The sequence below is a fragment of the Phenylobacterium sp. genome (assembly GCF_035539035.1).
In the GTDB taxonomy this organism is placed as follows: domain Bacteria; phylum Pseudomonadota; class Alphaproteobacteria; order Caulobacterales; family Caulobacteraceae; genus Phenylobacterium.
Genome location: NZ_DATLJI010000016.1, coordinates 371,999 through 394,591, shown reverse-complemented (window position 1 = coordinate 394,591; position 22,593 = coordinate 371,999). Strand labels below are relative to the sequence as shown.

The 22,593-nt window shown below is 74.2% G+C and carries 18 protein-coding genes; 11 read left to right on the top strand and 7 right to left on the bottom strand.

Annotation, left to right across the window (positions count from 1 at the left end; genetic code table 11):
- Positions 1-87 precede the first annotated feature (87 nt).
- Together VM685_RS15870 and VM685_RS15865 are read left to right on the top strand one after the other, a co-directional pair.
- A complete protein-coding gene (locus VM685_RS15870; protein ID WP_325461148.1) occupies positions 88-1,275 on the top strand; it encodes a YncE family protein in 1,188 nt (395 codons plus the stop codon).
- A gap of 10 nt (positions 1,276-1,285) precedes the next feature.
- Complete coding sequence (locus tag VM685_RS15865) at positions 1,286-2,455, top strand: L-lactate dehydrogenase (RefSeq protein ID WP_325461147.1); 1,170 nt, start codon at positions 1,286-1,288, stop codon at positions 2,453-2,455.
- Here the strand turns inward: VM685_RS15865 and VM685_RS15860 are convergent.
- From VM685_RS15860 to VM685_RS15845, 4 genes are all read right to left on the bottom strand, one after another.
- Positions 2,428-2,799, bottom strand: coding sequence for a c-type cytochrome (locus VM685_RS15860; RefSeq protein ID WP_325461146.1), 372 nt, complete (start codon positions 2,797-2,799; stop codon positions 2,428-2,430). The genes VM685_RS15865 and VM685_RS15860 overlap by 28 nt on opposite strands.
- A 69-nt stretch (positions 2,800-2,868) precedes the next feature.
- Entirely contained in the window at positions 2,869-3,399 is a 531-nt protein-coding gene (locus VM685_RS15855) for a hypothetical protein (protein WP_325461145.1), read from the bottom strand.
- Between the two features lie 73 nt (positions 3,400-3,472).
- Entirely contained in the window at positions 3,473-4,024 is a 552-nt protein-coding gene (locus VM685_RS15850) for an HPF/RaiA family ribosome-associated protein (protein WP_325461144.1), read from the bottom strand.
- Positions 4,025-4,452: 428 nt separating this feature from the next.
- Positions 4,453-5,091, bottom strand: a complete 639-nt coding sequence (locus tag VM685_RS15845) for a universal stress protein (protein ID WP_325461143.1) — start codon at positions 5,089-5,091, stop codon at positions 4,453-4,455.
- A 152-nt stretch (positions 5,092-5,243) separates the two neighbouring features.
- Here VM685_RS15845 and VM685_RS15840 point away from each other — a divergent pair, with 152 nt between their 5' ends.
- From VM685_RS15840 to VM685_RS15810, 7 genes are all read left to right on the top strand, one after another.
- The gene (locus VM685_RS15840) at positions 5,244-5,963 is read left to right on the top strand and encodes an ABC transporter ATP-binding protein (RefSeq protein WP_325461142.1); all 720 of its coding nucleotides are present in this window, start codon (positions 5,244-5,246) and stop codon (positions 5,961-5,963) included.
- Complete coding sequence (locus tag VM685_RS15835) at positions 5,960-8,329, top strand: ABC transporter permease (protein ID WP_325461141.1); 2,370 nt, start codon at positions 5,960-5,962, stop codon at positions 8,327-8,329. Before VM685_RS15840 ends, VM685_RS15835 begins: the two co-directional genes overlap by 4 nt.
- 2 nt (positions 8,330-8,331) lie before the next feature.
- The gene (locus VM685_RS15830; protein WP_325461140.1) at positions 8,332-9,537 is read left to right on the top strand and encodes an efflux RND transporter periplasmic adaptor subunit; all 1,206 of its coding nucleotides are present in this window, start codon (positions 8,332-8,334) and stop codon (positions 9,535-9,537) included.
- Between the two features lie 71 nt (positions 9,538-9,608).
- Positions 9,609-12,020 carry a phosphoenolpyruvate synthase gene (ppsA, locus tag VM685_RS15825; RefSeq protein ID WP_325461139.1) on the top strand — a complete coding sequence of 804 codons (2,412 nt, stop codon included), beginning with the start codon at positions 9,609-9,611 and terminating at the stop codon, positions 12,018-12,020.
- Positions 12,021-12,094: 74 nt separating this feature from the next.
- Positions 12,095-13,033 carry a Gfo/Idh/MocA family oxidoreductase gene (locus tag VM685_RS15820; RefSeq protein ID WP_325461138.1) on the top strand — a complete coding sequence of 313 codons (939 nt, stop codon included), beginning with the start codon at positions 12,095-12,097 and terminating at the stop codon, positions 13,031-13,033.
- Between the two features lie 93 nt (positions 13,034-13,126).
- Positions 13,127-13,378 (top strand): hypothetical protein, encoded by a 252-nt coding sequence (locus VM685_RS15815; protein WP_325461137.1) that lies wholly within the window; start codon positions 13,127-13,129, stop codon positions 13,376-13,378.
- 18 nt (positions 13,379-13,396) lie between these two features.
- Positions 13,397-14,977 carry a thymidine phosphorylase family protein gene (locus VM685_RS15810; protein WP_325461136.1) on the top strand — a complete coding sequence of 527 codons (1,581 nt, stop codon included), beginning with the start codon at positions 13,397-13,399 and terminating at the stop codon, positions 14,975-14,977.
- Here VM685_RS15810 and VM685_RS15805 read toward each other — a convergent pair.
- Positions 14,974-17,286, bottom strand: a complete 2,313-nt coding sequence (locus tag VM685_RS15805) for a glycosyltransferase family 9 protein (RefSeq protein WP_325461135.1) — start codon at positions 17,284-17,286, stop codon at positions 14,974-14,976. The two genes, VM685_RS15810 and VM685_RS15805, sit on opposite strands and share 4 nt — an antisense overlap.
- A 127-nt stretch (positions 17,287-17,413) precedes the next feature.
- On the opposite strand from VM685_RS15805, the gene VM685_RS15800 reads away from it, so the two are divergent.
- The gene (locus VM685_RS15800) at positions 17,414-17,881 is read left to right on the top strand and encodes an Hsp20/alpha crystallin family protein (protein ID WP_325461134.1); all 468 of its coding nucleotides are present in this window, start codon (positions 17,414-17,416) and stop codon (positions 17,879-17,881) included.
- A gap of 67 nt (positions 17,882-17,948) precedes the next feature.
- Here the strand turns inward: VM685_RS15800 and VM685_RS15795 are convergent, their stop codons facing one another.
- Positions 17,949-20,621, bottom strand: coding sequence for a bifunctional acetate--CoA ligase family protein/GNAT family N-acetyltransferase (locus tag VM685_RS15795; protein WP_325461133.1), 2,673 nt, complete (start codon positions 20,619-20,621; stop codon positions 17,949-17,951).
- A gap of 101 nt (positions 20,622-20,722) precedes the next feature.
- Here VM685_RS15795 and VM685_RS15790 point away from each other — a divergent pair, with 101 nt between their 5' ends.
- The gene (locus VM685_RS15790; RefSeq protein WP_325462034.1) at positions 20,723-21,718 is read left to right on the top strand and encodes a zinc-dependent alcohol dehydrogenase family protein; all 996 of its coding nucleotides are present in this window, start codon (positions 20,723-20,725) and stop codon (positions 21,716-21,718) included.
- Here the strand turns inward: VM685_RS15790 and VM685_RS15785 are convergent.
- The gene (locus tag VM685_RS15785) at positions 21,708-22,583 is read right to left on the bottom strand and encodes a universal stress protein (RefSeq protein WP_325461132.1); all 876 of its coding nucleotides are present in this window, start codon (positions 22,581-22,583) and stop codon (positions 21,708-21,710) included. The genes VM685_RS15790 and VM685_RS15785 overlap by 11 nt on opposite strands.
- Positions 22,584-22,593 lie beyond the last annotated feature (10 nt).

Below are 22,593 nucleotides of genomic sequence, written 5' to 3'. Positions count from 1 at the left end.
TGCTGAAACACCACCGTGGCCGAGATCGGCGAAAGGCCGGCTCGCACGAGCCGCGCTCGATCGAAGAGACGGGGGAGGCTCGAGCGAATGGGCAGGATGGGCAGGGCGGGCGTGGGCCTCGCGGCGGTGGCGGCGGGGCTCGCCCTGGCCGGCGCGGCGGCGGCGGAGATCGCGGTCTCGGTGAACGACGGCAAGCAGCTGCGGCCCGGCGACGACCCGCCCGGCCGCACGCCCGACACCCTGGCGGTGCTCGACCTGACCGCGGCGGGGCCGAAGGTGCTGGCGAGCCTGCCGGCGCCGACCAGCATGATCGGGCCGCCGACCAGCGTGGCGGTGACGCCCGACGCGCGGCTGGCCCTCGTCACCGCAGCCCAGACCCTGGACGCCAATGGCCCGGCGACCCTGGTGCTCGACGACACGCTGACGGTGGTGGACCTGTCGAACCCCGCCGCGCCGAGGGTCGTGCAGACCCTTCATGCCGGCGCCGGCGCCACGGGCGTGGCGGTGAACAGGGCCGGGACCCTGGCGCTGGTGGTGAGCACCGGCGACGATTCGGTGTCGGTGTTCGGCATCTCCGGCCGGCGGCTGACGCCGGCGGGGAAGGTCCGGCTGCCCTACCAGGCGCGGCCGACCGACGTGGCCTTCACCCCCGACGGCAAGGGGGCGCTGGTGGTGACGCAGACGGCCGGGAGCATCCTGCGGCTGGCGGTGGACGGGACGAAGGTGACGCGCACCGAGGTGGCCGTGCAGCCCGGCGTCCAGCCCTACGGGATCGTGGTGAGCCCGAAGGGCGACTTCGCCTACAACACCAACCTGGGCGGCCGCCGGCCGACCCCGGGCCAGCCGACGCCTGCGGGCCCGCGGCCGGGGACGATCTCGGCCATCGACCTGACGACCAACCAGGTGGCGACCATCGTCGAGGTGGGCCAGACGCCGGAGCACCTGACGCTGAGCGCCGACGGCGGCGTGTTGGCTGTGGTCGTGGCCAACGGCTCGGGCGGGGCGCCAGGGTCGCCGGGCTACAACGACTTCGGCCTCCTGAAGGTCTACCGGGTGGCGGGCGGCGAACTCACGCCGGTGGCCGAGGCGAAGACCGGCCGCTGGTGCCAGGGCGCCGCCTGGACGAAGGATCGCAGCCGGGTCCTCCTGCAGTGCGCCGGCGGGCGCGAGATCGAGTCCTACCGTTTCGACGGGACGACCCTGACCCGGCAGCCGGCCGAGACGCTGAAGTTCGCCGCCCGCCCGGCCAGCATCGCCACCGCGACGAGCCGCTAGGAGCCCGGCGGTGAGGGCGGCCGACGTCAGCGACCTGAGGATCCTGGCGCGCCGGCGGCTGCCGCGGTTCCTGTTCGAGTACATCGACGGCGGGGCCTTCGCCGAGACGACGCTGAAGCGCAACGTCGAGGACCTGCAGACGCTGTCGGTGCGCCAGCGGGTGCTGCGCGAGGTGGCCGAGATCGACCTGTCGACCGAGCTGTTCGGGCGGCGCGCGGCGCTGCCGGTGGCGCTGGCGCCGGTGGGCCTGGCCGGGCTCTACGCCCGCCGCGGCGAGGTGCAGGCGGCGCGGGCGGCGGAGGCGGCGGGGGCGCCGTTCTGCCTGTCCACCGTCGCCGGCTGTTCGCTGGAGGAGGTCCGGGCGGCGGTGCAGGCGCCGTTCTGGTTCCAGCTCTACATGATCCGCGACCGCGGCTTCATGCGCGACCTGCTGGCCCGGGCCGAGGCGGCGGGGATCGACACCCTGCTGCTCACCGTGGACCTGCCGGTCAGCTCCACCCGCTACCGCGACATCCGCACGGGCCTGGCGGGCGCCAGCGGCGTGGGCGGGCTGGCGTCGCGGATGTGGCAGGTGGCCCAGCGGCCGGGCTGGGCCTGGGACGTGGGCCTGTTCGGCCGGCCGCACCAGCTCGGCAACGTGGCGGGGGTGATGCCGCCCGGCGCCGGGCTGGGCGGCTTCTTCGACTGGGTGGCGGCCAATTACGACCCGAGCGTCACCTGGAAGGAGATCGACTGGCTGCGCGAGCTCTGGAAGGGCCGGCTGGTCCTGAAGGGCGTGCTCGACCCCGACGACGCCCGGGCCTGCGTGGCGGCCGGGGTGGAGGGGATCGTGGTCTCCAACCACGGCGGGCGCCAGCTCGACGGGGCGCCCTCCAGCATCTCGGCCCTGCCGGCGGTGGCCGACGCGGTGGAGCGGCGGATCACGGTCCTGATGGATTCCGGCGTGCGCTCGGGGCTCGACGTGATCCGGGCGATCGCGTCGGGGGCCGACGGGGTGATGGTGGGCCGGGCCTGGGCCTACGCCCTGGCCGCGCAGGGACAGCGCGGCGTGGCGAAGATGCTGGCGACGATCCGCGCCGAGATGCTGGTGGCCATGGCCCTGATCGGCGAGACGCGGATCGCGGGCCTAGACCGCTCCTTGCTGATCCCGGCTCAGCGGCGCTTCTGCGACGCGAGGTAGGCCACGACGGCCGAGCGCTGCCGGGCGTCGGGCAGGCCGATCATCATCTTGGTTCCTGGCACGGTCTGGCCGGGTGACTTGAGGAACCTGTCGAGCTGGGCCGGCGTCCAGACGAAGGCCGCCTTCTTCATCGCCGGGCTGTAGGCGTAGCCGGGCAGCGTGCCGGCCTTGCGACCGGCGACGCCGCGAAGCGGCGGCCCGAGCTTGCCCGGCGCCGCGTCGAGGGCGTGGCAGGCGCCGCAGCGCTGGGTGAACAGGGTTTCCCCCGGATGGGGATCCGCCAGCGCCGGGCCCGCGCTCAGCGCACCCGTGGCGAGGACAAGAAGCATGGCTACGCGGCGCATCGTTCGGTCTCCTGAAGGGAGACGTGTACGGTTGAAATCTGCAGGTCAACTGGCGCCGGGCCCGCCCGGTCAGCGAACCGCCGCGGCTGCGTAAGTCTCCAGCACGAGGCTGAACGGCCGGTCGTCGGCGACCAGGACCGCCTTGTGCTCCAGGACGCCCGAGCCGCCGTCGAGATAACGGACCGAGAGCGTTCGGCGGCGGTAGTCGAGGGAGCGGACGGCCACGCCGAACGGGGTCTGGGTTCCTTCCAGGGTGGCGTTCATCTCCGCCGTCAGGCGGCCGGGCAGGAACCAGTTGTCCGCCACGGACAGCACCTCGGGCCCGCACATCAGCCGCACGCGCCGGTGGCGGATGGCATCGGCCGGGGCGTCCAGGGCCTGGCGCACCCAATCGGGCGCGGCGGCGTCCGGGGGGAGCTGCTCGGCGCGGACCCGCTCGCCGGGCGCGCGGCGGTCGCAGATCTCCTGCAGCACAGCGGTGGCGCTGTGGCTGGCGAGCAGGCGGGCGCTGAGCGCCTCCACCGCGCGCCGGTCCGTCGCCGCCGCCCCGCCGAGGATGGCTATGCTCGCGAGGGCGAGGAGGGTGAGATCCTGGAACATCGCCGCCTTCTAGGCGTCGGCGGCGCGCGACGCCACCCGCTCGCGAGGGCCTCCCGAGCGGGTGGCGGCCGCCCTAGTGGACGTGGACGGTCGAGGCTTGCGGACCCTTCACCCCCTCCGCCTCGGCGAAGCGCACCTCGACGCCGGGCTCCATCCGGGCGAAGCCGCCGTTCAGCACGGCGTTGCGGTGGAAGTAGATCTCCCGGCCGTCGGCCGCCTCGATGAAGCCGTAGCCCTCGTCGGGGAACAGCCGGGCGACCCGGCCCTGCGGCGGCGGTTCGTGGACCTTCACCTTGCCCTGCACCCGCCGGCGGCGGTCGAGCAGGCGGCGGCGGGCGGCGGCGAAGGCGTCGCGGACGGTGACGAACGCGTCCTCATGGGCGTGGTCGGCCGGCGGGTTGCGGTCGACCACCACCTCGCCCTCGCTGGGCGTCGTGATCTGCAGGCGCACCGCATAGAGGTCGCCGTGGCGGCGCTTGCCGGGCCGGCCGATGACCGCCACGCGGCAGGAGGTGATGCGGTCGTTCAGGCGCTCGAGCTTGGCCGCCTCGCGCTCGATGCGCCGCTGCAAGGCCTCGCTCGCGGTGAGGCCGCCTTCGAAGGTGATCTGGAGGGGAATCTGCATGAAGCCTTCCATCGACTGGAGCGGGAAGGCGGCCTGGCCGGTCTGGCCCGGGCCTCCCCGAACTCAACGGACCCATGCTGCGCCGTCCGCGGAGCTCTGCCTTGACGGGGGTCAAGGCGGTGTCCGGACATGAAGACGGCCGGCCCCCGGGGGGAGGGACCGGCCGTCGCCCGTGGCGGGACCTCGGCTCAGTGGCTGAGCAGGAGGTAGCGCTGGGGATTCTGGAGCAGGCGCCAGGTGGCGCCGCCGAGCGCCCATTCGACCGTGCGGCTGTGGCCGTAGGCGCCGGCGACGATCAGGTCGGCGCCGATCGCCTCGGCCTCGGCGTTCAGCTCGTCGACGACGCTGGCGTCGGGCGCGGTGGTGACATTGGCGCGCGCCGGGGCGCCGTGGCGGCGCAGCCAGGCGGCGACGTCCAGGGCGCAGGCCTAGACGGCCTCCACCTCGTCCTCGCCGCAGACCGCCTGGACCACAACTTCCTCCGCGCGGACCAGGAAGGGCATGGCGTCGGCGACGGCGCGGCGGGCCTCGCGGGTCTCCTTCCACGCGACCACGACCTTGCGGGCCTGCAGGTGACCGGCCCCGGCCGGCGCGACCAGCACCGGACGGCCGGCGGTCAGCACGACCTCGGCCGGCGGGGCGGCGTGGTAGACGTCGCTGCCCTTGGCCTCGGTGGCGGTCATGACGATCAGGTCGGCCGCCCGGGCGGTGCGGGCGATGGCGTTCACCGGCGTGGAGGACACCGTGCGCCATTCCACGTCGGCGCCGGCCGCGTCGCGGCGGAAGGCGGCCTCGGCGTTCTTCAGGTCGGCCGCGACCTGGCGCGAGAGCTGCTGGTACATCTCGGCGATCAGCTGGCCGGAATAGGGATCCACCATGGTCACCGGCTCGATCATCTCGGCGCCCAGGCCGATCAGGCGGGCGTCGAACGCGCGGGCCAGGCCGGCGGCGATCTCCACCCGGCGTGAGGCGCCGAGGCCGGGCTCCACATGGACCAGCAGGGTCGAATAGGTCGGCGCGGGGGGCGCGGTGCGGGCGGCGGGCGCGCTCTTTTCCTGGACGGTCATGCGATGGCTCCCTGGTTTCCCGGAAGTTAATGGCCGGAGAAGCTCGGCTGGAAACCTGGGGCGCACCCCTAGGTAGTCGTACGGAGGGACCCCGTGGTCGGGCTTTGACGCGTGTCAGGGCGGCCGCTTCCGTGTCATGGCTTTAGGCGCAGATGTCCGCCGCTCCGCCCACCGTCGCCTTCGACGTGAGCCGCCTCAGCAAGGTCTACGAGACCGGGGCGGGCCAGGTGCACGCCCTGCGCGGGGTGGACCTGCAGATCTTCGCGGGCGAGACGCTGGTGCTGCTGGGGCCCTCCGGCTCGGGCAAGTCGACCCTGCTCAACATCCTGGGCGGCCTCGACCGGGCGACCTCGGGCTCGGCGCGCTTCCACGACTTCGAGTTGATCGGCGCGAGCGACACGGCGCTGACCCGCTACCGCCGCGCCTCGGTGGGCTTCATCTTCCAGTTCTTCAACCTGGTCCCCAGCCTGACGGCGCGGGAGAACGTGGCGCTGATCACCGAGATCGCCCGCGATCCGATGACGCCGGAGGAGGCGCTGGCCCGGGTCGGCCTTGCCGACCGCATGGACCACTTTCCGGCCCAGCTCTCGGGCGGGCAGCAGCAGCGGGTGGCGGTGGCCCGCGCCATCGCCAAGCGGCCCGAGCTGCTGCTCTGCGACGAGCCCACCGGCTCGCTGGACAGCGACAGCGGCGTGCAGGTGCTGGAGGCGATCTCGGAAGTCACCCGCGACGTGGGCGCGACGACCATGATCGTCTCCCACAACACCGGCATCGCGGCCATGGCCGATCGGGTGATCCGCTTCCGCGACGGCCAGATCACCGAGGTGGAGGCCAACCCGCGCAAGCTGGCGCCGAAGGAGATGAGCTGGTGAGGCCCGCGCCGCTCGACCGCAAGCTGCTGCGCGACCTGCTGCGGCTGAAATGGCAGGTGCTGGCCATCGCGCTCCTGGTGGCCTGCGGCGTGTCGGTGGCGGTGATGGCCTTCTCCGCCCAGCGGGCGCTCTCCGAGGCGCGGGCCGCCTTCTACGAGGACACCCGGTTCGCCGACGTCTTCGCCCAGGCGAGGCGCGCGCCGCTGTCCCGGGCCCGGACGCTCGCCCACATCGACGGCGTCACCGCGGTCGACGTCCGCATCCTGGAGGCCGGGCTGATGGACGTGCCGGGCCTCTCCCGCCCGGCCGTGGCGCGGCTGATCTCCCTGCCGCAGGACGAGGACCACGCGCTGAACCGCATCGTCCTCAAGCGCGGCCGGATGCCCGACCCGACGCGCACCGACGAGGTGGTGGCGCTCGACACCTTCCTGCAGGCCGCGAACGTCGACCTCGGCGACCGGCTCACGGCGGTGATCCGCGGGCGGGCGTTCACCTTCACCATCGTCGGCGGGGCCCTGTCGCCGGAGTACGTCTACGTGCCGGCGCCGGAGTCCTTCATGCCGGACGACGCCCACCAGGCGGTGTTCTGGGCGCCGCGTCCGGCGGTGGAGCGCGCGGCCGGGATGAGCGGCGCCTTCAACACCGTGGCCCTGAAGCTCGCGCCGGGCGCCTCGCCGCGGGCGGTGATGCAGGACGTCGACCGGCTGCTCGCGCCCTATGGCGGGCGCGCCGCCTACGTCCGGGAGGACCAGGCCTCCAACGCCTTCCTGGAAGCCGAGCTGAAGGAGCTCTCCACCTCGGCCTCGATCCTGCCGCCGGTGTTCCTGCTGATCGCCGCGGCCCTGGTGCATCTGGTGGTCTCGCGCCTGGTGGACGCCGAGCGCGAGCAGATCGGGCTCTTCAAGGCGTTCGGCTACGGCAACGGCGCCGCGGCGGGGCCATACCTGCGGCTGGCGGCCCTGGTCGGACTGCTGGGGGCCGCCGGCGGCGGCCTGGGCGGGGCGGCCTTCGGCGCGGCGATCGTCGAGCAGTACCGGCAGTACTTCCGCTTCCCCGTGCTCGAGGTGACCTTCCACTGGCCGGCCTTCCTCGGCGCGGCGGGCGTGGCGGCGGCGGCGACCATGCTGGGCTCCATCGCGGCCGTGCGGCGGGCGGCGGCGCTGTCCCCCGCCGTGGCCATGCAGCCGCCGCGGCCGGCCTCCTATCGCGCCGGCCTGCTGGACCGGATCGTCCGCGGCTCCGGGGTCGACCAGGCAACGCGGATGATCGTGCGCAACCTGGAGCGCTTCCCCGTGCGGGCCGCCCTGGCCGCGCTCGGGCTCGCCGCCAGCCTGTCGCTGCTGGTCGGCACGCAGTTCATGTTCGACAGCCTCGATGCGGTGATCGACCAGGCCTACTACCGCACCCAGCGCTGGAACGAGTCCGTGGGCTTCGCCGAGGCGCGCAGCGTGGGCGCCATGGCCGACATCGCGCGGCTGCCGGGCGTGATCGCCGCCGAGCCGGTGCGCGCCGCGGGCGTGCGGCTGCAGGCCGGCGGTCGGGAGGAGCTGGTGCGGATCATCGGTCTGGAGCCGGGCGCGCGGCTGCAGCGGCCGCTGGACGGCGAGGACCGCGTCGTGCCGTTCGAGGGGCGGGGCCTGGTCATGAGCGAGGCGCTGGCCTCGCGGCTGCGGCTGGCGCCGGGCGACCGCGTCCACGTGGAGGTGATCGACGGGGCCGGCGTCTCGGCGGTCCTGCCGGTCACGGCGCTTGCCCGCGACTACAGCGGCTTCGCCGTCTACATGGACCGCCGCGAGCTCAACCGGATGATGCGCGAGGGCGACGTGGCGAGCGGCGCCCAGCTGCTGGTCGCCGCCGACGCCCGGCCGGCCTTCTACCGGGCCATCGAGCGCACGCCGCAGATCATCGGCTCGTCGTCGCGCGACGACACCGTGGCCGCCTGGCGGCAGGCCATGGCCGAGGCCTTCCGGGTGATGATCAGCTTCTATGTGGGGTTCGCGGGCGCCATCGCGTTCGGCGTGGCCTACAACACCAGCCGGATCGCGCTCTCCGAGAGGGCCCGCGACCTCGCCACCCTGCACGTGCTGGGCTTCGGCCACTGGGAGTGCGCCTACATCCTGCTGGGCGAACTGGCGGTCATCACGCTCGTCTCCATCCCGCTCGGCATCGTCGGCGGCCAGGCCCTGGCCGAGGGCATGGGGGCGGCCTATTCGCGTGACGAGCTGCGGCTGCCGGCGGTGATCTCGCCAGACAGCTATGGCCTGGCCCTGGTCGCCTATCTGGCGGCCATCGGCCTGGCGGCGGCGATGGTCGCGCCGCGCATCTGGCGCCTCGACCTCGTGGCCGTCCTGAAGACAAGGGACTAGGAATGCCGAAGATCAAATGGGCCCGGTGGATCCTGATCGGCGCGGCCGTGCTGGCCGTGGCCGTGACGGTGGGGCTGCTCATGGCGCCGCGTCCCGTGCCGGTGGACGCCGCGCAGGTCACCGTCGGCCCCATCGCCGAGACCGTCGCCGACCAGGGGTTCGCGCGGGTGCGGGAGGCCTATGTGGTGGCCGCGCCGGTCTCTGGGCGGCTGGAGCGCGTCGGGCTGCACGTGGGCGACCGGGTGGTGACGGGCTCGACCGTGGTGGCGCGGATCCGCCCGGCCAGCGCCGACCTGCTCGACCCCCGCTCCCGCGCCCAGGCCAACGCCGCCGTGGCCGCCGCCCAGGCCGCCGTGGCCGCCGCGGCCGCCCAGCAGGACCAGCTCGCCGCCGACGCCCGCCAGGCGGACATCGAACTGCGCCGCATCCGGCAGCTGTCGGAGCGGGGGTTCGCCGCCCGCCAGACGCTGGACGCCGCCGACGCCCGCGCCCGGGCCGCCCGCGCCGCCGTGCGCGCCGCCGCCGCCCAGCTCGCCGTGCGCCGCTCCGAGCTCGCCGCGGCGCGCTCGGCGCTGATGGGGCCGGAGGCGGAGGGGGCGGAGACCGTGGCGGTCACCGCGCCGGCCTCCGGTTATGTCACCCGGGTGCTGCAGGAGAGCGAGCGCACCGTGGCCATGGGCGCGCCCCTGGTGGAGATCGGCGATCAGGACGGGCTGGAGGCGGCCATCGAGTTCCTGTCGCAGGACGCCGTGCGCATCCGGGAGGGCATGGCCGCCGAGATCTACGACTGGGGCGGGGAGGGGACGATCCCGGCCGTCGTGCGGCGGGTGGAGCCGCAGGGCTTCACCAAGGTCTCGGCGCTCGGCGTCGAGGAGCAGCGGGCGCTGGTTCTGCTGCAGTTCGCCGGCGCGCCGGAGAAGTGGACCCGGCTCGGGCCCGGCTACCGCGTCTGGGGCCGCGTCTTCCTGCGTCGCGAGCCGAAGGCGCTGAAGGCGCCGCTGGGGGCGCTTGTGCGCGCGCAGGACCGCTGGGCGGTCTACCGCGTCGCCGACGGGCGCGTCCGGCTGGTCCCGGTGACGGTCGGGGCGCTCACCGACGACGAGGCGGAGATCCGCGCCGGCTTGAGGGCAGGCGACCGGGTGGTGGTCTTTCCGTCCGACAAGGTGGCCGACGGGGCGAGGGTGAAGGTCCGCCAGCCGGCGCGCTGAGCCTTTGACGCGCCTCAAGGTCGGCCGGCCGCCCCGCGCCTAGGGTCCGCCGGAAGCTGCGGAGCTGCGTCATGACCACGCCCGACTACATCCGGTCCTTCGACCTCCTGAGCCTGAGCGATATCCCCCTGGTGGGCGGCAAGACCGCGTCTCTGGGCGAGCTGCACCGGCTGCTCGCCGGCGCGCGGGTGAGCGTGCCGCAGGGGTTCGCGATCACCGCCGAGGCCTACCGCGACGCGCTGACCCGGGCCGGCGCCTGGGGCGAGCTGAAGGCGCGGCTGGCGGACCTCGATCCCGACGACGTGGACGACCTCGCCCGGCGCGCGGCGGCGGCCCGCAGGATCGTCTACGAGGCCACCGCCGACGCGGCGCTCTGCGCCCAGATCGCCGAGGCCTTCCGCCGGCTGCGCGAGGCGTGCGGCGGCGGCGAGCTGAGCGTGGCGGTGCGGAGTTCCGCCACGGCCGAGGACCTGCCCACCGCCAGCTTCGCGGGCCAGCACGACAGCTTCCTGCACATCCGCGACGAGGCGGGGCTGATCGAGGCCTGCCGCCGCTGCTTCGCCTCGCTGTTCACCGACCGGGCGATCGTCTACCGGATCAACAACGGCTTCGATCACTTCAAGGTCGCCCTCTCGGTGGCCGTGATGCAGATGGTGCGCTCCGACGAGGCCACGAGCGGGGTGATCTTCACCCTCGACACCGAAAGCGGCTTCCCGGACGTGGTGTTCGTCACCGGCGCCTACGGCCTGGGCGAGAACGTGGTGCAGGGGCGCGTGGACCCCGACGAGTTCTACCTCCACAAGCCGACCTTCCGGCAGGGCTTCCGCGCCGTCCTGAAGCGCAGCCGCGGAGCCAAGCAGACGCGGATCGTCTGGCGCACGGGGCCGCACGGGCCGGCGCTGCGATCGGTCCGCGTGCCGCTGGCCGAGCGGGGACGCTACTGCCTGACCGACGCCGAGGTCATGGACCTGACCGAGGTCGCCATCCGGATCGAGGACCACTACTCCAAGCGCGCCGGGCGGCCGACGCCGATGGACATCGAGTGGGCCAAGGACGCCGGCGATGGCCGGCTGTACATCGTTCAGGCGCGGCCGGAGACCGTGGCCTCCCAGCGGGGCGAGGAGATCGAGACCTTCCGGCTCACCGGCTCCGGCGCTGTGCTCGTCGAGGGCAAGGCCGTCGGCGAGCGGATCGCCGGCGGGCCGGTGCGGGTGGTCCGCACGGCGGCGGCGCTGAAGGCCTTCCAGCCCGGCGATGTGCTGGTCGCCAGCGCCACCAGCCCGGACTGGGAGCCGGTGCTGAAGAAGGCCAGTGCGGTCGTCACCGACCGGGGCGGGCGCACCTGCCACGCGGCCATCGTGGCCCGCGAGCTGGGCATACCGGCCGTGGTCGGCACGGGCGACGCCACGCGCCGGCTGGCGGCGGGCGGGCGGGTCACCGTCTCCTGCGCCGAGGGGGAAGTGGGCAAGGTCTACCAGGGCGACGTGCCGTTCGAGATCCAGCGGCTGAAGGCCGCCGACCTGCAGCAGCCCCGCACCTCGGTGATGCTGAACCTGGCGCACCCGGACCTGGCGTTCCGCGCCGCCCAGCTGCCGAGCGCCGGCGTGGGGCTGGCCCGGCTGGAGTTCATCATCGGCGAGCGGATCCGGCTGCACCCCATGGCGGCCGCCCATCCCGAGCGGGTGACCTCGACCCGCGACCGCACGGCCATCGCCCGGCTGGCGGCGGGCCACGCGTCGGCCCGCGAGTACTTCATCCAGGGACTGGTGGAGGGCGTGGGCGTGATCGCCGCGGCCTTCCATCCACGCCCGGTGGTCGTCCGGCTGTCGGACTTCAAGACCAACGAGTACGCCAGGCTGCTGGGCGGCGCGGACTTCGAGCCGAAGGAAGAAAACCCGATGCTGGGCTTCCGCGGGGCCTCCCGCTACGCCCATCCGCTCTACGCCGAGGGCTTCGCCCTGGAGTGCGAGGCGCTCAGGCGCGTTCGCCAGGACCTGGGGCTGAAGAACCTCCGCGTCATGGTCCCCTTCTGCCGGACCACGGCGGAGGCCGCCCGCGTGCTGGACGCCATGGCCGCCAACGGCCTGAAGCGCGGCCAGGACGGGCTGGAGGTCTATGTGATGTGCGAGATCCCCAACAACGTCATCCAGATCGACGCCTTCGCCAAGCTGTTCGACGGCTTCTCCATCGGCTCCAACGACCTGACCCAGCTGGTGCTGGGCGTGGACCGCGACTCCGAGACGGTGGCCTTCGACTTCGACGAGCGCGACCCGGGCGTGCTGGAGATGCTGCGCCAGGCGGTGGCCGGCGCGCACCGCAACGGCCGCCACGTGGGCATCTGCGGCGAGGCGCCGGCGACCTATCCGGAGATCGCCGCCTTCCTCACGGGGCTGGGCATCGACTCCATGAGCGTCAATCCGCAGAGCCTGCCCAGGACGCTGGCCGTGGTTCGCGAGGCGGAGGCGCGTCCGGCGGCCGCCTGAGTCCGCGCCGGCTGGAACCGGCTGCCCGATGAGGCGATGTTGGGGGACCCGTCCCTGGTGTCCCTGAGGTCCGCATGCCGGTGAAGCTTGGAATTGTCGGCGTCGGCAAGATCGCCCGCGACCAGCACCTGCCGGTGATCGCCGCCAGCGGCGACTTCGAGCTGGTGGCCGCCGCCAGCCGCCACGCCCAGGTGGACGGCGTGCGGAACTTCACCTCTCTCGCCGAAATGCTGGACGCCGCGCCCGAGGTGGAGGCCGTCTCGCTCTGCACGCCGCCGGTGGGCCGCGCCGACGACGCGCGCCGGGCGCTGGCCCGCGGCGTCCATGTGCTGCTGGAGAAACCGCCCACGGCGACGCTCAGCGAGGCCCATGAACTGGTCGCGGCGGCCGAGGCGGCGCAGGTGACGCTCTATGCGAGCTGGCACTCGCGCTTCGCCCCCGCGGTCCCGGCGGCGCGGAGCTGGCTGCGCGACCGGGCGGTGCGCGGCGCCCGGATCACCTGGATGGAGGACGTGCGCGTCTGGCACCCAGGCCAGGACTGGATCTTCGCGCCCGGCGGCCTGGGCGTCTTCGATCCCGGCATCAACGCGCTCTCCATCGTCACCCACATCCTGCCGCAGCCCTTCGCCCTCCGCGCCGCCCGGCTGGCGTTCCCGGCGAACCGCCAGGGTCCCATCGCCGCGGAGCTGAGCTTCCAGGACGTCCTGGGCGCCCCGATCGCCGCCGAGCTCGACTTCCTGCATACCGGCGTCCAGCGCTGGGACATCGAGGTGGAGACGGACGGCGGGCGCCTGACCCTGTCGAAGGGCGGGACCGAAATGGCGATCGACGGCGAGGTCCAGCCCGTGGTGCCCGGGGCGGGGCGGCCGCATGCGGAATACGAGCCGCTCTACGCCCACTTCGCGGCCCTGATCGCGGCCGGGCGGAGCGATGTGGACCTCACCCCGCTCCGGCACGTGGCCGACGCCTTCATGCTGGGCGAACGGGTGGCGGCGCCGGCGTTCGATTTCTAGGGGCCGATCCTCCGTACGATTACCTAAGGACACGACCCGAATGGCTGCGCCGGCGGGCCGCCTCTAAGCCTACTGCAACAACAGGAGGCCCCGATGCTCGGCGCTCAACAGATGGTTCACACGACGCCCGCCCTGGTGGTGAAGGGCGATGGCGGCAAGGCGCCCCACGACCGCTACCTGCTCGTCTCGGCGGCGGGCCAGACGGAATGGGTGGACGACCCCCAGGCGGCGACCGCCTTCCCGTCCATGCGCGAGGCGATGCGGATGGCCATGCGGCTGCCGGCCGGCCTGCGGGCCTTCGGCCTGCCGCGCGAGCCCGAGCTCGCCTTGCACCGCGCCCACTGATCGGGCAAGCCGGCCGCCATGGCCGACGACCTCCCACGATCCGGTCCCGGCGCCGCGACGTCCTCCGACGGGCCGGGTGAGGCGCCCGCCGCGGCCCACTGGGGCCCGGGGGCGCCGCGTAGCGCGCGCCCCGTGGCGCTCAACACCTTCCGCGAAAACGTGATCCTGCTGCCGCGCGGCGACCCGGTGCTTCGGCCCGAACGGCTGGCCGGCCTGCGCAAGGTGGAGATCCGCGCCAACTGCACGACCCTGCTGGCCACGCCGATGATCTGCGACGACCCGGCCCTGGTGGGGCCGGGCGAGGTGGGCCTGCCGGAGCCGACCTTCCGCCGGCTCGGCGCCCGCGCCGGGGACCCCGTGGAGGTGGCGCCGGCCCGCCCCCCGCGCACCCTGGAGGCGGTGAAGGCCAAGATCGCCGGCGAGACCCTCTCGGCCGAGGACTACGCCGCCATCACCCGCGACCTCGCCGGCCACCGCTGGTCGGACATGGAGATCGCCGCCTTCCTGGTGGCCTGCGCCGCCTTCATGACGCCTGAGGAGGTGCAGGGCCTGACCGCCGGCATGATCGCCGCCGGCCGCCGGCTGGAATGGAGCCGGCCGATGGTGGTGGACAAGCACTGCATCGGCGGCATCCCGGGCAACCGCACGACGCTCCTGGTCACGCCCATCGTCGCCGCCCACGGCCTGCTGATGCCGAAGACCTCCTCGCGGGCGATCACCTCGCCGGCCGGCACCGCCGACACCATGGAGGTCCTGGCCCGCGTGGACCTGTCCGAGGACGAGATGCGCGAGGTGGTGGAGACCTGCGGCGCCTGCGTCGTGTGGGGCGGGCGGGTGAACCTGTCGCCGGCCGACGACGTGCTGATCTCGGTGGAGCGGCCGCTGTCCATCGACACGCCCGAGCAGATGGTGGCCTCCATCCTGTCGAAGAAGGTCGCCGCCGGCTCGACCCACCTGATCCTGGACCTGCCGGTGGGCCCCACCGCCAAAGTCCGGGACCGCCGCTCCGCGCAACGGCTGAAGAAGCTGTTCGAGCATGTGGCGGACGGCCTGGGCCTGACGCTGGAGGTCGTGCTGACCGACGCCATCGAGCCGATCGGCCGCGGCGTGGGGCCCATGCTGGAGGCGCGTGACGTGCTGGCCGTCCTGCAGCGGCGGCCGGACGCGCCGAAGGACCTGGAGGAGAAGTCCGTGCGGCTGGCCGGGCGCGTGCTGGAGTTCGATCCGGAGCTGCGCGGCGGCGGCGGCGAGCGGCGCGCCCGCGAGCTGCTGGAGAGCGGAGCCGCCGCGGCCAAGATGGACCAGATCTGCGAGGCGCAGGGGGCCTCGCCGCTATCGGCGACCCTGGGCGGACTGACCCACGAGGTCTGCGCGCCCTCCGCGGGCCACGTGGCCGCCGTGGACTGCCTGCGGATCGCCTCCGTCGCCCGCCTGGCCGGGGCGCCCACCGATCCCGGCGCGGGCGTGGAGATGCTGCGCAAGACCGGCGAGCCGGTGGCCGCGGGCGAGCCGCTCTACCGGATCTACGGCTCGGGCCGTTTCGACTTCGGCTTCGCCGTGGAGGCGGCCCAGGAGGATACCGGCGTACGGATCGCCTAGGCCAGCAGGCGGGCGATGGTGCGGCGCGCGTCCTCGACGTTCTCCGCCACGCGCGCCTTGTAGGCCGCCACCGCCGCGCGATCGACGGACCAGAACTGGCCCTCCGGCTTCTCCACCCCGAAGACGTCGAGCAGGAGCGAGCGGAACTTGCCCGAGGGCTCGCCGCGGGCGCCCGGCGGCCGCTGCTCGCGGTAGGCGACTTCCTCGGCCGAGGTCAGGGCGCACAGCAGGGGGTGGAGCCTGGGCGAGAACACCCGCCGGAAGCTCTGGATGTACTCGATGGTGCGGTCGAGCGCCGGGTCGGGCGGCGGCTGGTCGTCGAGGTTGACCATCTCGTCGCGGCTGGGCTCGGCGAGCTGGAAGGCGTGGATCAGCCAGTCGCCCATGTGCCGCGCCTGCGGCCGGCCGCGGCCGTAGAGCAGCAGGTCCTCCTCGGCGCGGGCGTACCAGGCGTCGCAGCGGTCGATCACCACGTGGAGCCGCTCGGCCGGCAGGGCCTCGCGGTACTGGGTCCCGAAGATGCCCACCCGCGCCTTGGCCCGGTCCATGAGGGCCGGCAGCTCGTCGGTGAGCAGGGCCTGGAACAGGCTGTTGCCGATGCCCACCACCAGGAGGTCGGCCTCGCCTTCGAGCGGCGGGTCCCAGGGCTTGTGGTGGATGTGCCGGACGCGGGCGTTGGGCGGCAGGATGTGGCTGAGCAGGTGCACGCCCAGCCGGTCGCCGAAGTTCTCCACGTTGCGGTAGGTGAGCACCCAGACGGACTTCTCCGGCGCGGCGCGGGCGGGGTCCGGCGCCAGCCGGCGCACCACCTGGCCGCCCTCGGACGGCTGCTCGGCCAGGCTGCGGAAGCCCGCCTGCGCCAGCAGGGCGGGCCAGCGCGGGTCGTCCGCGTGGCTGAGGAGCACCGGGCGGGCGAGGGCGTGGAGCGCCGGGAGCGCGGCCGCCGGGTCGGCCAGTCCCAGCGCGACCACGAGGTCCGCGTCGGTGGTCGCGGGCGGGGCGTCGGCCTTGACGTAGGTCGCGCCCTGCGGGAGCAGGCGCTCGAGGGCGGCGGCGTCCGCGCCCAGGCCGAGCACGCGGGCGCCGCGCGGGACCATCCGCACCGCGGCGCGGGCGAGCGCGTCGGACGCGGGCGCGGGCGCAGGGACGGCGGGCGCAGCCGCGGCGCGCGGGGCGGGCCTCGGCCTGGGCGGCGGCGCCGCGACCTCGAGGCGGCCCGCCTCGACGTCGGCGCGGACGGCGCGCACCACCCTCGTCCAGTCGCCCGGGACCGCCTGCCGGATCAGCCGCGCCGTCGGATACCAGGGGCTGGCCTCGCCCTCGTCCATCCAGCGCCAGTCGGTCATCAGCCGGGGCAGCAGGATCCAGGTGGGCTTGCCCATGGCCGCGGCCAGATGGGCGATGGAGGTGTCGACCGAGATCACCAGGTCGAGGCCGGCCACGAGTGCCGCGGTTTCGGCGAAGTCCTGGGCGCCGGTGTCCTCCGGCAGCAGGCTGATGGCGCCCGGCAGGGCCAGGAGCTCGGCCGCGGCGTCGGCGGGCAGGGAGCGGTTGGCGTCGTTGGCGTGGGCTGGGTTGCCGCGGGTCGCCACGCCGATGCGCGCGCCAGGCGGCGTGGTCGGAACCGGCGCTTCGAGATAGGGGGCGGCGGGCAGGTCCTCGGGTTCCAGGCCGGCGCGGCCGGTGATCGAGCCGGACATCACCCAGACGTCGGGATCGGGGAACTCCACCTGGCCGGCGGCGGCGACCACGCGGACGCCCAGGCTGTCCCGGAAGAGGGTCGCCAGCGTCGGGTGGCAGAGCAGGGTGACGTCGGCGCCGAGGGCTGCGAGCCACGGGGCGAAGCGGGCGAACTGGATCTGGTCGCCCAGCCCCTGTTCCGGGAAGATCAGCAGCTTGCGGCCGGCCAGCGGCTCCCCGCGCCACTCGGGGAAGGGCAGTTGCGGCTTGAAGAGCCGCAGGTCGGGGATGTCGTGGCGGGCGTCGTAGAGCGTCCAGCCCTCGCGGTAGCGGCCCTGGCTGAGCAGGACGATGCCAAGGGCGTGGCGGGTGCGCGCATCGCTCGGGGCCAGGTCGTGCGCGCGCCGGAGGCTCTCCTCCGCCTCTGCGAGGCGTCCGGTCAGCTTGTAGAAGCCGCCGCGGTCGTGGTGGGCCCGCCAGGCGCCGGGCGCGGCCTGCACGGCCGCCGCATAGAGCGCCTCCGCCTCCTCGAACCGGCCGGCGGCCTGGGCGGCGTGCGCCCGGTCGACCAGGACGTCGGCCAGGGCGGGATCGTGAGGGGCCGTTCCGGAGGTCATGGCCGCAGCCATACACGGCTTCGAGGGCGGATGCCGAGTGGGGCGGAGGCGGCGTGTTTCGGATTTGACGAAGCTCAAGGCGGGATCGACGGCGACGTGCTGACCTTCCCCCAAGACCCGGACGGGCGCGGAGGAACGGATGGCCGATTCGGCCGACATCGACGACAGCACCACGACCCTGGAGCGCAGCCCGGCCAGCGGCTTCGCGCCCCTGCAGCGGGAGCTCGCCCGCCTCGTGGGCGAGCCGCGCCAGGGTTGGCGCGCCGTCGCCGACTTCCGCCCCGTTCCGGCGATGGACGTGGTCGACACCGACGCCGGCGTCGACATCTCCGTCGAGCTGCCCGGTCTCACGCGCGATCAAGTGACGATCACCGCCGAGGACGACGTCCTCACCATCAGCGGCGAGAAGACCGCCCACCACGCGGACGAGGGCGACGGCTACCGGATCATCGAGCGCCGGTACGGGGCCTTCTCCCGCGCCATCTACCTGCCGCGCAGCCTGGACGCCGAGAGGATCACGGCCACCATGGCCGACGGCGTGCTGAAGATCTTCGTGCCCAAGCGCCCCGGCGCGGAGACCAAGACCATCGAGATCCAGTCCAAATAGCTCACCCCCGGAGACGCGGACTGGTCTGAGCGCCCCGAGGCCATCGGGGCGCTCTTTCTTTTGCGCCTCAGGCGGCGGGTTGCGGGGCCAGGTCGAGGCGCTTGATGACCTTCACTCGGGCCACGTCCTCGCCGGCCCGGCGGCCGAAGCCGAGGTTCTCGGCCAACTCCAGCATGCGGTCGTTGTGGCGGGCCACGTCGCCCCAGACCTCGCGGATGCCGCGGGTGCGCGCGTGATCGAGGATCGCCCGCAGCAGCAGGCCGCCAAGACCGCGGTGCTGGCTGTCGCTGCGGACCATGAGGGCGAACTCGGCGGTCTCTCCCTCGGGATCGCCGACGATGCGGCTGACGCCCAGGATCTCGCCGGTCCCGTTCTCCGCCACCAGGGCCATCTCCCGGTCGTAGTCGATCTGCGAGAGGCGCGCGGCCCAGCCGGGCGGCAGGTGGCGGAAGCCGGAGGCGAAGCGCAGGCGGACGTCCTCCGGCGAGGAGCGGTCGATCAGGTCCTCGATCCGCGGGGCGTCCTGCGGCCGTATCGGCCGCACGGTCAGGGTCTCCGCGCCGTCCATGGTGACGGTGCGCTCCATCGCCTGGGGATAGGGCAGGATCGCCGGCCGGGCGGCCGTTTCGCCGGGCGCCCGCAGCCGGATGCGGGCGTCGAGACAGAGCACGCCGTCGGCGTCGGCCAGCAGCGGGTTGATGTCCAGCTCGAGGACCTCCGGAAGGTCGTCGGCCAGTTCGCCCAGGCCCACCAGCACGTCGGCGACGCCGGCCAGGTCGACCGGCGGGCGGTCGCGGTAGCCCTCCATCAGGCGGGAGACGGCCGTGCGGGCGATCATGTCGCGCGCCAGCACGTCGTTGAGCGGCGGCAGGCCGAGGCTGCGGTCGGCGAGGACCTCGGTGGCGACGCCGCCGTGGCCGAACAGCACCACGGGTCCGAAGGTGGGGTCGTGGGCCAGGCCGCAGAGCAGCTCCAGCGCCTTGGGGCGCGAGACCATGGGCTGCACCACAAAGCCCTCCAGCTCCGCATCCGGCCGCATGGCCTGGACCCGCGCGCGCATGGACTCCGCCGCCTCCAGCACCTCGGCCGGGTCCTGCAGGTCCAGCGCCACCCCGCCGACGTCGGACTTGTGGCTGATGTCCGGCGACAGGACCTTCAGCGCCACCGGCGTCTTCAGCTCGCGCGCGGCGGCGGCGGCCTCGGCGGGCGTGCGGGCGGTGCGGTCGTCGACGACCGGCAGCCCGTAGGCCTTCAGCACCGCGCGGGCCTCCGGATCGGTGAGGATGCGGCGGCCGTCGGCCAGGGCCGCCTCGACGATGGCGCGGGCCGCCGCGGCGCCGCCGTTCAGCCGCCGCCGATCGCTCGGCGTCTGCATCAGGAGCTCCTGGTTACGCCGGTGGTCGACCAGGTGCATGAAGGCGCGCACGGCCTCGTCGGGGGTTTCGTGCGTCGGGATGCCGGCGGCGGCGAAGGCCCGGCGGCCCTCGGCGACGGCGAAGTCGCCGAGCCAGCAGGTGAACACCGGCCGGCCCCACGGGCCCTGCTTGCCGGCGCTGGCGGCCACCACGGTGCGGGCCGCCTCGGTGCTGTCGGCGACCGCGGTGGGGCAGTTCATCACCAGGATGGCGTCGTTCTGCTTGTCGGCCAGCAGGGCCTCCATGGCCTTGCCGTAGAGGTCGGGGTGGGCGTCGCCCAGGATGTCCACGGGGTTGCCGTGCGACCAGCTCTTCGGGGCGGCGCGGGTGATCGCCTCGATGGTGTCGGGCTGCAGGTCGGCCACCCGGCCGCCGCGGTCGGTGAGCGCGTCCACCGCCATGACGCCGGCGCCGCCGCCGTTGGTCAGGATCGCCAGCCGATCGCCGTGCACCCGCAGGCCGGCGCTCAGCGTGGTGACGGCGTCGAACAGCTCGCGCAGGCCGCCGACGCGCAGCATCCCCGCGCGGCGGAAGGCGGCGTCGTAGACGAGGTCGGAGCCGGCCATGGCGCCGGTGTGGGAGAAGGCGGCCGCAGCCCCGGCGCTGGTGCGTCCGGCCTTGATCACCACCACAGGCTTGGAGCGCGCGGCGATCCGGCCGGCGGTCATGAACTTCCGCGCGTCGGTGATGCTCTCCAGGTAGATCAGGATCGCCTTGGTGTCGGGATCGATGGCGAGGTAGTCGAGCAGGTCGCCGAAATCGACGTCGGCCGCGTCGCCGATGCTGATCACATGGCTGAAGCCGATGCCGCGCGGCTTGGCCCAGTCGAGGGCGGCGGCGGCGATGGCCCCGGACTGGGCCACCAGCGCCAGGCCCCCGGCGGCGGGCGCGATGTGGGCGAAGCTGGCGTTGATGCCCACCCGCGGGGAGATGAAGCCCAGGCAGTTGGGACCGACGATGCGCAGCAGGTGCGGCCGGGAGGCGTCGAGCATCGCCTGCTTGAGTTCTCCGGTGACGCCGGCGCTGACCACGACCGCCGCGCGGCAGCCCTTCGCGCCGAGCTCGGCCACCAGGCCGGGCACGGTGGGGGCGGGGGTGGCGATCACCGCCATGTCCACCGGCCGGGGCAGGGCCTCCACCGACGGATAGGCGAGGGAGGAGCCGATGGAGGCGGCGCGCGGGTTGACGGGCAGCACCGGGCCGGCGAAGCCGCCCTGCGCCAGGTTGTGCGCGATCACCTGGCCCACGGAGCCCGGCGTGTTGCTGGCCCCGATCAGCGCGATGGCCTTGGGATGGAACAGGGCGTCGAGGTTTCGCGTCGTCATGGCGTCTCCTGCCTCGGGGGCGCGCGGGGCTCCTTGACCCCCATCAACGCCGGACCACTGTGGCGCCCTATCGGTTCCGGCGGGAGGCCCCGATGCTGGGAATGGTATTGAAGACGCCGCGTACGCCGCTGCGGCCGGAGGCGCGGCCGGACCCCGAGCCCGGGCCGGGCGAGCTTCGCCTGCGGGTCCGGGCCTGCGGGGTTTGCCGCACGGACCTGCACATCGTCGATGGCGAGCTCGCGCCGCGCTGCGGCAGCATCATCCCCGGCCATGAGATCATCGGGGTGGTGGACGCCGTCGGGCCGGGCGTGGCGGGCGTGGCCCCGGGCGAGCGGCGCGGCGTGCCCTGGCTGGGCGAGACCTGCGGCCGGTGCCGCTACTGCCGCGAAGGCCAGGAGAACCTGTGCGACGCGCCGGGCTTCACCGGCTGGACCCGCGACGGGGGCTATGCGGACACCGTGATCGCCCGCGCCGACTACTGCTTTCCCGTGCCCGAGGGGCTCTCCGACGCAGAGGCCGCGCCGCTGATGTGCGCGGGCCTGATCGGCTACCGCTGCTGGAAGAAGGCCTCGGAGGCGCGGCCGGTGGCGCGGCTGGGCCTCTACGGATTCGGGGCGGCCGCGCACCTGCTGGCCCAGCTCGCCATCCACGAGGGCCAGGCGGTCTACGCCTTCACGCGGGAGGGGGACGGGGCGGCCCAGGACCTCGCCCGGACGCTCGGGTGCGCCTGGGCGGGCGGCTCGGACGAGGCCCCGCCGGAGGCGCTGGACGCGGCGATCATCTTCGCGCCGGTCGGCGGGCTGGTCCCGCGGGCGCTGAGGGCGGTGCGCAAGGGCGGGACCGTGGTCTGCGGCGGGATCCACATGAGCGACATCCCGGCGTTTCCCTACGCCCTGCTCTGGGAGGAGCGGCGGCTGGTGTCGGTGGCCAACCTCACGCGGCAAGATGCGCAGGAATACCTGCCGCTGGCCGCGCGGGCCGGCGTGCGCCCGCACGTGAAGACCTACGCCCTCGAGGAGGCCAACCAGGCGCTGGACGACCTGCGCGCCGGCGCCTTCGCCGGCGCGGCCGTGCTGACGCCCGACCTCAGTGGCTGAGCAGGAGGTAGACCTGCGGATCGGCCAGCGCGGTGCGGGTGACCCCGCCGAACACCCACTCCGCCATGCGGCTGTGGCCATAGGCGCCCATGACGATCAGGTCGGCGCCGCGCGCCGCGGCCTCCGCCAGCAGTTCGTCGGCGACGCTGGCCTCCGGAGCGGTGGTGACGTTCGCCCGGGCCGGCACGCCGCGGCGGCGCAGGGCCTCGGCGACGTCCTGGGTCTGGGCTTCGCACGCCTCGGCGGCGTCCTCCGCGCAGACCGCCTGCACGATCACCTCGTCGGCGCGCAGCAGGAAGGGCAGGGCGTCCGCGACGGCCCGCCGCGACTCGCGGGTGTCCTTCCAGGCGACGATGATCTTCTCGGCCTTCAGGTGCGCGGCGCCGGCGGGGGCGACCAGCACGGGCCGGCCGGCGGTCATCACCACCTCGGCGGCGTCGGCGCTGCGGTAGACGTTGCTGGACCGCTCCGCCTGAGCGCCCATGACGATCAGGTCGGCGGCGCGGGCCTCGGCGGCGAGCGCGCGGTTCGGCGTCGCCTGGGTCACGCGCCACTCGGACTGCACGCCGGCCGCGTCGCGGGCGAAGGCCTGTTCGGCGTTCTTCAGGTCGGCCTCGATCTGCCGGGTCATCTGGACGACCAGCTCGGCCACCAGCTGGCCGGAATAGGGATCCACCGCGGTCGGCGGCTCCAGGGCCTCGGCGCCCAGGCCGATCACCCGGCCGCCGAAGCGGCGGGCGAGCCCGGCGGCGATCTCCACGCGGCGCGACGAGGCGAGCCCCGGCTCCACGTGCACCAGGACGCTGTCGTAGCGGATCGCCGCGGCGGCCCGGCTGACGCTTTCGGTTTCGTGGGTCTGGGACATGCGGACCTCC